Annotated in this window: 14 protein-coding genes and 1 tRNA gene; 9 read left to right on the forward strand and 6 right to left on the reverse strand. The window is 61.4% G+C overall.

What is annotated here, in order from left to right; all coding sequences use genetic code 11:
• Positions 1–161 precede the first annotated feature (161 nt).
• From K3175_RS00205 to K3175_RS00225, 5 genes are all read left to right on the forward strand, one after another.
• Entirely contained in the window at positions 162–482 is a 321-nt protein-coding gene (locus K3175_RS00205; RefSeq protein WP_221541376.1) for an AtpZ/AtpI family protein, read from the forward strand.
• A gap of 54 nt (positions 483–536) precedes the next feature.
• Positions 537–1325 (forward strand): F0F1 ATP synthase subunit A, encoded by a 789-nt coding sequence (locus tag K3175_RS00210; RefSeq protein WP_321207868.1) that lies wholly within the window; start codon positions 537–539, stop codon positions 1323–1325.
• Between the two features lie 37 nt (positions 1326–1362).
• A complete protein-coding gene (locus K3175_RS00215) occupies positions 1363–1590 on the forward strand; it encodes a F0F1 ATP synthase subunit C (protein ID WP_221541377.1) in 228 nt (75 codons plus the stop codon).
• An 81-nt stretch (positions 1591–1671) separates the two neighbouring features.
• Positions 1672–2166 (forward strand): F0F1 ATP synthase subunit B family protein, encoded by a 495-nt coding sequence (locus tag K3175_RS00220; RefSeq protein ID WP_221541378.1) that lies wholly within the window; start codon positions 1672–1674, stop codon positions 2164–2166.
• Positions 2159–2743, forward strand: a complete 585-nt coding sequence (locus K3175_RS00225) for a F0F1 ATP synthase subunit B family protein (protein WP_221541379.1) — start codon at positions 2159–2161, stop codon at positions 2741–2743. Before K3175_RS00220 ends, K3175_RS00225 begins: the two co-directional genes overlap by 8 nt.
• A 71-nt stretch (positions 2744–2814) precedes the next feature.
• Here the strand turns inward: K3175_RS00225 and gloB are convergent, their stop codons facing one another.
• From gloB to aroA, 6 genes are all read right to left on the reverse strand, one after another.
• Positions 2815–3570 (reverse strand): hydroxyacylglutathione hydrolase, encoded by a 756-nt coding sequence (gene gloB, locus K3175_RS00230; protein WP_221541380.1) that lies wholly within the window; start codon positions 3568–3570, stop codon positions 2815–2817.
• Positions 3571–3700: 130 nt separating this feature from the next.
• Complete coding sequence (rpsA, locus tag K3175_RS00235; protein ID WP_221541381.1) at positions 3701–5404, reverse strand: 30S ribosomal protein S1; 1704 nt, start codon at positions 5402–5404, stop codon at positions 3701–3703.
• A 452-nt stretch (positions 5405–5856) separates the two neighbouring features.
• Entirely contained in the window at positions 5857–6468 is a 612-nt protein-coding gene (locus K3175_RS00240) for a YSC84-related protein (RefSeq protein WP_221541382.1), read from the reverse strand.
• 87 nt (positions 6469–6555) lie between these two features.
• On the reverse strand, positions 6556–7182 hold the full coding sequence (locus tag K3175_RS00245) for a (d)CMP kinase (protein WP_221541383.1): 627 nt from the start codon (positions 7180–7182) through the stop codon (positions 6556–6558).
• Entirely contained in the window at positions 7179–7448 is a 270-nt protein-coding gene (locus tag K3175_RS00250; protein ID WP_224811757.1) for a CBU_0592 family membrane protein, read from the reverse strand. Before K3175_RS00250 ends, K3175_RS00245 begins: the two co-directional genes overlap by 4 nt.
• Positions 7445–8752 (reverse strand): 3-phosphoshikimate 1-carboxyvinyltransferase, encoded by a 1308-nt coding sequence (gene aroA / locus K3175_RS00255; RefSeq protein ID WP_221541384.1) that lies wholly within the window; start codon positions 8750–8752, stop codon positions 7445–7447. The genes K3175_RS00250 and aroA overlap by 4 nt, the downstream gene beginning before the upstream one ends.
• Before the next feature lie 164 nt (positions 8753–8916).
• Between aroA and K3175_RS00260 the strand changes: the two genes are divergently transcribed.
• The 4 genes from K3175_RS00260 to rpsP all read left to right on the forward strand — a co-directional run bounded on the left by K3175_RS00260 (position 8917) and on the right by rpsP (position 11605).
• The gene (locus K3175_RS00260; RefSeq protein ID WP_221541385.1) at positions 8917–9258 is read left to right on the forward strand and encodes a TIGR02300 family protein; all 342 of its coding nucleotides are present in this window, start codon (positions 8917–8919) and stop codon (positions 9256–9258) included.
• 102 nt (positions 9259–9360) lie between these two features.
• Positions 9361–9436: transfer RNA gene (locus tag K3175_RS00265), tRNA-Ala, on the forward strand.
• Positions 9437–9623: 187 nt separating this feature from the next.
• A complete protein-coding gene (ffh, locus tag K3175_RS00270; RefSeq protein ID WP_221541386.1) occupies positions 9624–11126 on the forward strand; it encodes a signal recognition particle protein in 1503 nt (500 codons plus the stop codon).
• 38 nt (positions 11127–11164) lie between these two features.
• Positions 11165–11605, forward strand: a complete 441-nt coding sequence (gene rpsP, locus K3175_RS00275) for a 30S ribosomal protein S16 (protein WP_221541387.1) — start codon at positions 11165–11167, stop codon at positions 11603–11605.
• The last annotated feature ends 4 nt before the right edge of the window (positions 11606–11609 follow it).

Below are 11609 nucleotides of genomic sequence, written 5' to 3' on the forward strand. Positions count from 1 at the left end.
GCCTCCCCCGGCGACGCGCCGGGTGGAGGCTTTTTTGTTATATCGAGAGGCCTCGGCGGGGCTGCCTGTGTTGACTCAGGTATAGCCCCCATCTAAGGGGGCCGCGCCCTTGGCGGGCAAGTCCCTGCGCGTGCCGCGCAAACCCCTTGAAGGAGTAAGGCATGAGCGACGACGAGCCCGCACGGAAATCCATCGAGGAGGATGCGCGGATCGATGCGCTGGAAAAGCGGCTTAGTGCCGCCCAGCAGCGCGAAGAGCAGCGTAACCGCAAGACTGGTTCCGGGGCCGATGCGAATTATCGCAGCGGCAACCGCGTACTGGCCGATTTGCTCGGTGGACTTCTGGGAGGTTCGGTTATCGGCTATGCCATTGGCTATTTCACCGATACCAACCCTTGGGGTCTGTTGGTCGGCTTGTTCCTCGGAATCATCGTCGCCTTCAGGAATGTTATCCGCGCGGCAAACCAGGGCCCCGGCAAGTAATCCCACACCGGGGTTGGCGGGGCTTTCGTTACAGGATTTAAGGACTAGAGAGACGTGGCAGCCGAACAGGCCAAAGTCGATCCGATGTACCAGTTCACCATCCAGCCGCTTGGCGGCTCGGAAGGCTGGGAGCTGGCCGGATACAATATCGCCTTCACCAACTCAGCAATGTGGATGCTGATCACCACCGTGGCGTTGTTTGCGTTCATGATCGGCGGCATGAGGCGCGAACTCGTTCCGGGTCGTTGGCAAATGATGGTGGAAAGCTTCACCGGCTTCATCGACAATATGCTCGAAGCGAACATCGGCAAGGCGGGGCGCAAGTATGTGCCCTACGTCTTCAGCCTGTTCATGTTCATCCTTTTCGCCAACCTTCTCGGTCTGCTGCCGCTGGGTGTTTTCGGTGTCCATCCGTTCACCTTCACCAGCCATTTCACCGTGACTGGCGTTCTCGCGATCATCAGCTTCTCGATCGTGCTGCTCGTGGGCTTTTACAAGCATGGGTTGCATTTCTTCTCACTGTTCGTGCCCGAGGGTACGCCGTTGCCGATGATCCCCATCCTCGCGCCGATCGAATTCATTTCCTTCATGGTTCGCCCTTTCAGCCTCGGCCTGCGTCTTTTCGTGGCAATGATGGCTGGTCACGTGTTGCTCGAAGTCCTGTCGAGCTTTGTCATCGACGGAACGAATGCCGGCGCAACCTTCGGCCTTGTCGTCGGATTGCCTGCCTTCCTGCTGATGATCGGCATCTGCGCGCTGGAACTGCTCGTTGCAGGCATCCAGGCCTATGTTTTCGCTCTTTTGACGTCGCTGTACATCAACGACGCCGAGAATCTTCACTAAGTCTTTAACTATACACGTTTTTCCAAAGGAGTTTATCATGGAAGTAGAAGCTGCAAAGCTGCTCGGTGCTGGTCTTGCTGCAATCGGTGCAGGCCTTGCGTCGCTCGGTGTCGGCAACGTCTTCGCCAAGTATCTCGAAGGCGCGCTCCGCAACCCGGGCGCTGCTGACGGTCAGCAGGGACGTCTGTTCATCGGCTTCGCCGCTGCCGAACTTCTCGGCCTGCTGTCGTTCGTCGTTGCCATGATCCTGATCTTCGTCGCCTAACAGCGCGAAATCACGTTTTGAGCCGGTCGGGTTTGCCCGACCGGCCTTGCATATTCTGTCACCCGCTTTTCGAGAGCTGCAATGCCCCAGATAGCACAGCTTGCCGAAACATGGTCCAGTCAGGTTTTCTGGCTGCTGGTCTTTTTCGGCGTCACTTTTTTCGTCATCGGCAAGGGCATGGTGCCCAAGGTGATGGACACCGTTGCCCAGCGTGACGGCCAGATTGCCGCCGACCTCGCCGCTGCTAAGGCTGCGCGCGATGCTGCCGACGAGCAGGAAGAAGCCTGGCGGGTGAAGGAAAACGAAAATCGTGCCGCCGCGCAGGCCATCGTCGCCAAGGCGAAGGACGACGCGGCAGCCAAATCCGCAACCAAACTCAAGGCTGCTCAGACGCGCCTCGACAAGAAGCTGGCAGAAGCCGAGGCTCGGATTGCCGAAGCTCGCACAGCAGCGCTGACCGAGGTCGAGGCAGTGGCGGTCGAAGCGGCTCAGGACATCGTCAAGACGCTTGCGGGCGTCAAGGTGACCAAGCCTGTCGCAACCAAGGCGGTGAAGGAGCAGATGGCACATGGCTAATTCCACGACGGCCCAGGCGCCCGAAGTCTTTGCGACGGATTCGCCCGAAGTCTTCACCGAGGCTGGTCACGGTGGTGCCGGTGTCCATGCCGAGCCGGAATTGTGGGGTCTTGCGCCCTTTCAGGTCGTCTCGGTGTCGATGCTGGTGCTGTTTGCGATCGCCCTGTTCATCGGCAAGGCCCACAAGGGCATTGCGGGCGGTCTGGACAGCAAGATCGCTGCGATCAAGGAACAGCTTGAAGAAGCGAAAGAGCTTCGCGCTGAAGCTGAGGCCTTGCGCAAGGAATATGCCGACAAGATTGCGAGCGCCGAGAAGGATGCTGAAGCCATGCTCGTGAAGGCGCAGGCTGAGGCTGACAGTCTTCTTGAAAAGGCCGAAGCCGATACCAAGGACATGGTCGAACGCCGTAAGCGCATGGCGGAAGACAAGATCGCAGCGGCCGAGCGTGAAGCGGTTCAGGACGTGCGTAATCGTGCCGTTTCTGCCGCAACCGGCGCGAGCCGCAAGTTGATCGCCGAGAAGCACGATGCGGAGGCCGACAAGGCGCTTACTGACACCGTCATTGCGGGTATCTGAGCTCTTCCTGTAACGGAATGAAGAGGGCGGCCTGAAGGTCGCCCTTTTTTGTGCCTATGACGAAGCGCTTTTCAGAAACTATCTTTTGCCGCTCGTAGTGCAGCAAAGGTCTCTGCTGGCTTTTCTCCGCCCCAGCGCGCCTGCATCTCAGGGCTGTCGGCGCGCAGGAAGGGATTGGTCTTCAATTCTCGCTCCAAGCTGGTCGGGACTGTGGGTTCTCCGCGAGCACGCTTTGCATCGACCTCACGTGCGTAAGCGGCGAGTTCTGGATTCTCTGGATCCGCATGCAGCGCGAACTTCGCGTTCGCTTGGGTGTACTCGTGTGCGCAATATAGGGTCGTCTCAGGTGGAAGCTGCCTGATGCGATCGAGGCTGTCCCAGAACTGCGTCGGCTCTCCTTCGAACATCCTGCCGCAGCCCAGCGCGAATACGCTGTCGCCGACAAAGGCAATGTCGTCTGCGGGCAAATGGAAAGCGACGTGGCCGTTTGTGTGACCCGATACATCGATCACACGGGCGTCGTGCCGGCCGAGCTTTACGACGTCCCCATGGCTGACCAGAGTGTCGATGGGCGAGAGCTTTTCGACCTCCTGCGGTGCGATTACCTTGGCCCCCGTCGCCTCGACTATGGCTTTGTTCCCGCCTGCATGATCGGGATGCCAGTGCGTGTTCCAAATATGGCTGATGGTCCATCCTTTAGCCTTGGCTTGCCGGAGGTACTCGGCACCATCCGGGGTGTCGATGGCGGCGGTCTCTTCGCTGTCGGGATCGTGCAGCAGATATCCGTAATTATCGGACAGGCAGGGGAACTGGTGGATTTCGAGCATGGGTGTCGGCCGTCCTATCGCATCAAGGCTTGAGGACCGAAGCTAGGCATCCTTCACGGAATAGGAAAGGCCCGCCTGCTCAGATGAGCAAGCGGGCCCCGCCTGTTTCCCAGAAGGGAAGGGGAAGAGCTTAGTCTTCCTTCTTCTTCAGCGCTTCGCCGAGGATGTCGCCGAGCGATGCGCCCGAATCGGACGAACCGAACTGTGCAACCGCTTCCTTCTCTTCAGCGATCTGACGCGCCTTGATCGAGAAGGTAGGCTTCTTCGAACGATCGAAACCGGTGACCATGGCATCGACCTTGGCGCCGGGCTGGAAACGATCCGAACGCTGCTCGTCACGGTCACGGCCGAGATCCGAACGCTTGATGAAGCCGGTCGCGCCATCTTCGCCGACCTGAACTTCGAGGCCGCCATCGCGGACTTCGAGAACGGTGACGGTGACAACCTGGTTCTTGCGAACGTCGCTCGAAGCACCGGCTTCGCTCGGAGCACCCTTTTCAAGCTGCTTCATGCCGAGGCTGATGCGTTCCTTGTCGATATCGACGTCGAGAACCACGGCTTCGACTTCTTCACCCTTGCGGTGCAGGGCAAGGGCGTCTTCACCCGAGATGCCCCATGCGATGTCGGACATGTGAACCATGCCGTCGACGTCGCCCGGAAGGCCGATGAACAGACCGAATTCGGTGGCGTTCTTGACTTCGCCGGTGACCTTGGCGCCAACGGGGTGCGCTTCGGCGAATTCTTCCCACGGATTGCGCTGAGCCTGCTTGAGGCCGAGCGAAATGCGGCGCTTTTCGCTGTCCACTTCGAGGACCATGACTTCGACTTCCTGCGAGGTCGAGACGATCTTGCCGGGGTGGACGTTCTTTTTGGTCCAGCTCATTTCCGAAACGTGGACCAGGCCTTCGATGCCCGGCTCGATTTCGACGAATGCGCCGTATTCGGTGATGTTGGTGACGGTGCCCGTCATCTTCATACCGACCGGATACTTGGCAGCAACGCCATCCCACGGATCCGATTCCAGCTGCTTCATGCCGAGGCTGATGCGCTGGGTGTCTTCGTTGATGCGGATGATCTGGACGGTCACGGTCTGGCCGATTTCGATCATCTCGCTGGGGTGGTTGACGCGCTTGTAGCTCATGTCGGTGACATGCAGCAGGCCGTCGATACCGCCGAGATCGACGAAGGCGCCGTAATCGGTGATGTTCTTGACCACGCCGTCGATGACCTGACCTTCGGCCAGCTTGTCGATCAGTTCGCTGCGCTGTTCTGCACGGGTCTCTTCGAGAACCGCACGGCGCGAAACGACGATGTTACCGCGGCGGCGGTCCATCTTGAGGATCTGGAAGGGCTGGGCCATGTCCATCAGCGGAGCGACATCGCGCACGGGGCGGATGTCGACCTGCGAACCGGGTAGGAAGGCCACGGCGCCGTCGAGGTCGACGGTGAAGCCGCCCTTGACGCGGCCGAAGATGCGGCCTTCGACGCGCTTGCCTTCGCCGAACTCGCTTTCAAGCTTGTCCCAGGCGGCTTCGCGGCGGGCGCGGTCGCGCGACAGCATGGCTTCGCCGTCGGCGTTTTCGATGCGGTCGACGAACACTTCGACTTCCGAACCGACTTCGAGGCCGTGCTCGTCTTCGCCGCGCATGAATTCCTTGAGGTCGACGCGGCCTTCGCTCTTCAGGCCGACATCGATGTGGGCCATGCCATTTTCGATGGAAGTGACGGTGCCTTTGACGACGCGGCCTTCGAAGCCGCCGTCATCTGCGCCGCCGAGCTGCTCGTCGAGCATTGCCGCGAAATCGTCGCGGCTCGGATTGGCTGATGTTGCCATGTGTTGTGTAGTCCTAACTTACGTTTGCTACCGGCCACCGGTTGTCCGGGGTCTTTACCCGTCTCCGCCGCACCATCGCGGTGGCTAACGGGGCAAGAGGGCCGTGATCTCCGCGAGGCCGGGTGCCAGCGCGAAGGTTCCTGCGAATCCGATCGGTTTTGCGAGAACGGCCGCGCGCCTAGTCCAAAGTCGGCCGAAAAGCAAGGGAATTGCCGGGGCGAATCCTACAGGATGGAGCACATGGAGCACGGTCCAGAGCAGAAAAATCCGCCCCCCCCCCAGGGTGTCGAAATGCCCAGGATTTTCGCGGGTTTGAGAGGGGCTGGGGCGAGCATGGGACCTCGGCTTGCACACATGCCCCAAAGTAGGAAAGGGGAAAGGGGCGACCATCAAAAGAAAAGACCGGGGAGCGGCCTGGCCCCCGGTCTCGTCTCACGGTAACGATCTGATGATCAGCTGTCGGTATTGGCCGTCATACCGGTTTCCATGTTCTCATCCGAAGCCGAATTCTCGTCCTTCCAGATGCGCATGGCGTCCACGCTGACATCGGCCATCAGGCCTTCTGCGTTGAACACGTAGAGGACCGTCTGGTCGCCAGCGGTCTCGGTCGCTGCATTGGCGTCGGCATTGGCGATAACCAGCGCGCTTTCGGCACCGATGCTCCATTCGCCGTCATCTTCGAATTCGGCCAGTGCTTCCTGGTTCGGCATCTTGAAGACGTATGACGCTGCCGAAATACCGGCCTGAAGGCCAATGCTGGCTTCACCCATATTGTAGTAATCGACGACCTGGCCGTTGCGGATCAGCGCGCCTTCGCCGCCTTCGCCGCCCACACCCAGCGCAACGGACGTGACATCGGGGAAGACGAGGTAGCTTTCACCGTCCTGGCCGCAGGTCGGCTCGACCTGCTCGCACTGCTGGAGGGCGGCGAGGGCCTTATCGTCGAGAGTGGCCTCCTCGGTCATCTGGCCCCGTTCTTCAGGTGTCGTTTCCGCTTCGTCCGACGGGTTCGAACCACACGCTGCAAGTGCACCCGCAAGGGCTACGATCGATAGAAATCTCATTGGTTTTCCCTTTCCCATTTAAGGCACAGCCCCAGCTGCCCCAGGGAAGAAAACCTATCGCTGCAATGCATGTTCCGGAAAGTTTCGCTAGGTGGAGGCGGCAGCGCTTTCCACCGCGTGGATCGCGGCGGCGATAGCCTCTTCCTTGCCCAGCGCACTGGTGTCGATCACCATCGCATCGGGCGCAGGGACCAGCGGGGCCACATCCCGATTGCGGTCACGTTCGTCACGGCGCTGGAGATCATCCTCGATTGCGGCCAGCGTGACCTCCACGCCTCGCTCCCGCATTTCCAGAAAGCGCCGCCGGGCCCGCGCCTCGACGCTGGCGGTGACGAACAGCTTGGCCTGTGCCTCGGGCGCGATGACCGTACCGATATCGCGCCCGTCCAGCACGGCACCACCAGCCTGCGTCGCGAAACTGCGCTGGCGATCATACAGCGCCTGGCGGACGGGCGGGTGGATCGAAACCCGGCTTGCAAGTCCGCCGGTTTCTTCATTCCTGAGATGGGGATCGCCTAGCAGACTGTCGGGAAAGCTGACCGCGGCCAGCGCATCGCCCGCGTCATCGGGATCGCCCCCGTCGAGAAAGACCTGCCGCCCGACCGCGCGGTAGAGCAGGCCGGTGTCCAGATGTGGCAGCCCGAAATGGGCGGCCAGCGCCTTGGCAATAGTGCCCTTGCCGGAAGCAGTGGGGCCATCGACGGCGATGATCATGCTTCGCGCTCCTGTCCCTTGCGCCCGGTGCGAACGGCTTTTGCAATTCCGAAGATGGCTATGGCGGCCCAGAAACCTTCCAGCACCAGGCTGGGCCAGTTCGTATGGACGATCAGCGATACCGTCAGCAGAGCTGCCCCGGAAAGGTTCGTGCCGTGGAGGATGAAGGGATTGGGTTCATCCTTGAACGTGAGATAGGCATAGGCGCCGATGATGCAGGCGGTGCCGACGAAGCCGACGAGACTGGCCCAGTCCAGATTGATCACGAGGTCGCGTCTTTCAGAAGTTCGTTGAAATTAGGGAAGCTGGTGGCGATCGGTTCCGCGCTGTCGATTTCGACGCCGTCCCGGCTCGCATGGCCCGCGATCGCCATGCTCATGGCAATACGGTGATCGAGATGGGTGGCAACCGGGCCGCCGCCAGGCAGGGCGGTCCCGCCGGATCCGTGAATGACGAGGCCGTCTTCCCGTTCCTCTATATCCGCGCCCACCAGCGAAAGGCTTGCCGCCATGGCCGCGAGGCGATCGCTTTCCTTGACGCGCAATTCCTCAAGCCCGCTGGTGACCGTGGTGCCGTCCGCCACAGCTGCCGCCACGAACAGGACGGGAAATTCGTCGATCATGCGCGGAGCGATTGCGGGATCAACTTCCACACCCTTGAGCGGTGCGTGGCGCACGCGCAGATCGGCCACCGGCTCACCGCCAACTTCGCGCGCGTCTAGGTACTCGATACTGGCACCCATCTGGCCGAGTACCTCGAAGATACCGTTCCGGGTGGGATTGAGGCCGACATTCTCGATGATGAGATCGCTGCCCGGCACGATACTGGCCGCAACGGCGAAGAACGCCGCCGAGGAAGGGTCGCCCGGCACGGTGATATCGCAGGGGGTGAGATCGCACGGACCGGTTATGCTGATGACGCGCTCGCCATCGCGCTCTTCGACTTGCACATCGACGCCAAAGCCGCGCAGCATCCTTTCGGTGTGATCGCGGGTGGGTACGGGTTCGATGACAGTGGTAGTGCCCGGCGTGTTGAGGCCGGCAAGCAGGACCGCGCTCTTCACCTGGGCGCTGGCCACGGGCAGGCGATAGGTGATCGGCACGGCAGGCTGCATCCCTTCCATCATCAGCGGCAGGCGGCCGCCGGGGGAGGGGGTGAAGCCGGCACCCATCATCGACAGCGGATCGATCACCCGGCCCATCGGGCGTTTCGACAGGCTCTCGTCTCCAACGAAACTGGTGGTTATGCCATGGCTGGCGACAAGGCCCATGAGGAGCCGCGTCGACGTGCCGGAATTTCCCATGTCCAGCGCCTGTCCGGGCTGGAGCAGCGTTCCGACCCCGACACCGTCCACGATCCAGTCGTCGCCATCCTTCTCGATCACGGCGCCCATCGCGCGCAGGGCAGCGGCGGTGGCCAGCACATCCTCGCCTTCGAGCAGGCCCGAGATGCGGCTGCGGCCCACGGCCAGCGCGCCGAACATCAGCGAACGATGGCTGATGGATTTGTCGCCCGGCACGCGAATGCGTCCGGTCAGCGGGCCCTGGGCCGAGAAGCGGTGCGAAGTCACGAAAGCGTATCCATATCTTCGCCGCGCTTTGACAGCGCGCACCCACTCTGGCAAGGCGCGCGCGCTATCGATTCCTCCCCCTTTACTTTAGGGCGACGGAGTCCATCTTTATTCGAGAATTCCCGCCTCGCCTGCTCGGCGGGGCCAGCATCCAAGGATTACACATGGTCAAACCTGAATGGGGCACCAAGCGCACCTGCCCGAACTGCGGCACCCGCTTCTACGATCTGAACAAGGACGATCCCGTCACCTGCATCGAATGCGGTGAAGAGTGGTCGCCCGAACCCGTGCTCAAGTCCAAGCAGCCGATCCTCGCCGAGGAAGAGAAGAAGGACAAGAAGGGCGAAGCCGATTCCGATCTGGGCGGCGATGACGATGATGATCTGGATATCGACATCGACGAAGACGATGATTCGCCGGACAATGAAGTCGATCTCGGCGGCGACGACGACCTTGGCGTGGAAACGAAATCCAAGGGCGACGACGACGACGCGGATGAAAGCTGATTTAGCTTGAAATTAGCTGTTGCATTGCGGGAGGGCTGCTTATATTGGGCGCCTCCCGCAAGGGTGATGCACCTCCCAGGATGCATCGGTTGAAAATGGTTCGGGGCCTTAGCTCAGCTGGGAGAGCGCTACAATGGCATTGTAGAGGTCAGCGGTTCGATCCCGCTAGGCTCCACCATTTCACAAATGGCACTTCGGGTGCGATGGTAGCAGGTCGTGGCGACGGCCGCGGCTTGCTTCCACCACACCTGGATATACATTCGGGTTTCACAGGGGTCTGACCCCACGCTGGCTGACGAGTTTTCGTCCGCCGGCGTTTTTCGCGTTTAATCCGGCATGTCGTGTCGGCAAGGAGTAGAACACACATGTTCGACAATCTGTCCGACCGGCTCGGTACTGTCTTCGACAAGCTCAAGGGCCGTGGCTCGCTGTCGGAGAGCGACGTTCGCGAAGCCATGCGCGAAGTGCGCATCGCGCTGCTCGAAGCCGACGTCGCGCTGCCCGTCGTGCGCCGCTTCATCGATGCGGTCACCGAAAAGGCGATCGGGTCCGAAGTCCTCAAGTCGGTCACGCCCGGCCAGCAGGTCGTCAAGATCGTCAATGACGAGCTGGTCGAAATGCTCGGCGGCGACGGCGAGGATGCCGAACCGCGCGAACTGAACCTCAACGCCAAGCCGCCGGTCGTCATCATGATGGTCGGTTTGCAGGGTTCGGGTAAGACGACCACGACGGCCAAGCTCGGCAAGCTGCTGCGCGAAAAGCACGGCAAGAAGGCCATGATGGCCTCGCTCGACGTCAATCGCCCGGCCGCACAGGAACAGCTCAAGGTACTGGGCGAACAGGTCGATGTGGCGACGCTGCCCATCGTTGCGGGTCAGCAACCGGTCGACATCGCGCGCCGTGCAATGGAAAGCGCCAGGCTTCAGGCTGCCGACGTGCTGCTGCTCGACACTGCGGGCCGCCTGCATGTCGATGAAGCGCTGATGGCCGAGATGAAGGCGATCAATGCGGTCTCTTCGCCCACCGAAGTGCTGCTGGTGGTCGACAGCCTGACCGGCCAGGACGCAGTCAATGTCGCGCAGAGCTTTACCGGCGAAGTGCCGCTGACCGGCGTGGTGCTGACCCGTATGGACGGCGATGCCCGCGGCGGTGCGGCTCTGTCGATGCGCTATGTCACCGGCAAGCCGGTCAAGTTTGCCGGTACCGGGGAAAAGCTCGATGCGATCGAGGCCTTCGATCCCAAGCGCGTGGCCGGCCGCATCCTCGGCATGGGGGACGTCGTCTCGCTGGTCGAGCGGGCAGCAACCGCGATCAAGGAAGAAGAGGCCGAAGCGCTCGCCAAGAAGATGGCGAAGGGCGAATTCGACCTCGACGATTTGCGCATGCAGCTGAAGCAGATGCAGAGCATGGGCGGGCTTGGCGCACTGGCTGGAATGATGCCGGGCATGAAAAAAGCCAAGGCGGCGATGGCGTCGAGCGGGATGGACGACAAGGTTCTCGTCCACATGGATGCGATCATCGGCTCGATGACTCCCAAGGAACGCAAGCTTCCCAAGCTGCTCAACGCCAAGCGCAAGAAGCGCGTGGCGGCAGGTTCGGGCACGCAGGTCCAGGATGTGAACAAGGTGCTCAAGATGCACCAGGAAATGTCCAAGGCCATGAAGCAGATCAAGAAGATGGGCGGGCTCAAGGGGCTCGGCGCGCTGTTCGGCAAAGGCGGCCTGGGTGCCGCCATGCCGGGCCTCGGCGGTCCGGGCGGCCCCGGCCCGCTGGGCGGCCTTCCGGGCCTCGGCAGCGGCGGGAAAGGGCCTTCGGTCGATCCCGATACGCTGCCGCCAGAGCTGCGCGATATGTTGAACAAGAAATAACCGAATTACCGATATTTACATTCGAAAGGTGAAGTAAAATGGCAGTTGCAATTCGTCTGTCGCGCGGTGGCGCGAAGAAGCGTCCTTACTACCGCATCGTCGTGTCGGACTCGCGCAGCCCGCGTGACGGCAAGTATCTCGAGCAGATCGGCACCTACAACCCGATGCTGCCGAAGGATTCGGGCGAGCGCGTGAAGCTCGACGAAGATCGTGCACGTCACTGGCTGAGCGTCGGCGCGGTGCCTTCCGACCGTGTTCATCGTTTCTTCGACGCTGCCGGCATTCTGGAGCGCGCACCGAAGAACAACCCAAAGAAGGGCGAACCGGGCGAAGCTGCCAAGGAACGCGCTGAAGAAAAGGCTGCCAAGGTTGCTGAGGCCGAAGAAGCCGCCAAGGCTGCTGCCGAAGCACCGGCTGAAGAAGCTGCTGCTGAAGAAGCACCCGCCGAAGAAGCCACCGAAGAGCAGGCCGAAGGCTGAGCAT

The sequence above is a fragment of the Qipengyuania aestuarii genome, assembly GCF_019711535.1.
Lineage (GTDB): Bacteria > Pseudomonadota > Alphaproteobacteria > Sphingomonadales > Sphingomonadaceae > Qipengyuania > Qipengyuania aestuarii.

Bases quoted from the DNA above. Each gene is read 5' to 3' on its own strand.
- K3175_RS00205 (WP_221541376.1), top strand. From the start codon at position 162: ATGAGCGACGACGAGCCCGCACGGAAATCCATCGAGGAGGATGCGCGG.
- K3175_RS00215 (WP_221541377.1), top strand. From the start codon at position 1,363: ATGGAAGTAGAAGCTGCAAAGCTGCTCGGTGCTGGTCTTGCTGCAATC.
- K3175_RS00220 (WP_221541378.1), top strand. From the start codon at position 1,672: ATGCCCCAGATAGCACAGCTTGCCGAAACATGGTCCAGTCAGGTTTTC.
- K3175_RS00225 (WP_221541379.1), top strand. From the start codon at position 2,159: ATGGCTAATTCCACGACGGCCCAGGCGCCCGAAGTCTTTGCGACGGAT.
- gloB (WP_221541380.1), bottom strand. From the start codon at position 3,570: ATGCTCGAAATCCACCAGTTCCCCTGCCTGTCCGATAATTACGGATAT.
- rpsA (WP_221541381.1), bottom strand. From the start codon at position 5,404: ATGGCAACATCAGCCAATCCGAGCCGCGACGATTTCGCGGCAATGCTC.
- K3175_RS00240 (WP_221541382.1), bottom strand. From the start codon at position 6,468: ATGAGATTTCTATCGATCGTAGCCCTTGCGGGTGCACTTGCAGCGTGT.
- K3175_RS00245 (WP_221541383.1), bottom strand. From the start codon at position 7,182: ATGATCATCGCCGTCGATGGCCCCACTGCTTCCGGCAAGGGCACTATT.
- K3175_RS00260 (WP_221541385.1), top strand. From the start codon at position 8,917: ATGGTCAAACCTGAATGGGGCACCAAGCGCACCTGCCCGAACTGCGGC.
- ffh (WP_221541386.1), top strand. From the start codon at position 9,624: ATGTTCGACAATCTGTCCGACCGGCTCGGTACTGTCTTCGACAAGCTC.
- rpsP (WP_221541387.1), top strand. From the start codon at position 11,165: ATGGCAGTTGCAATTCGTCTGTCGCGCGGTGGCGCGAAGAAGCGTCCT.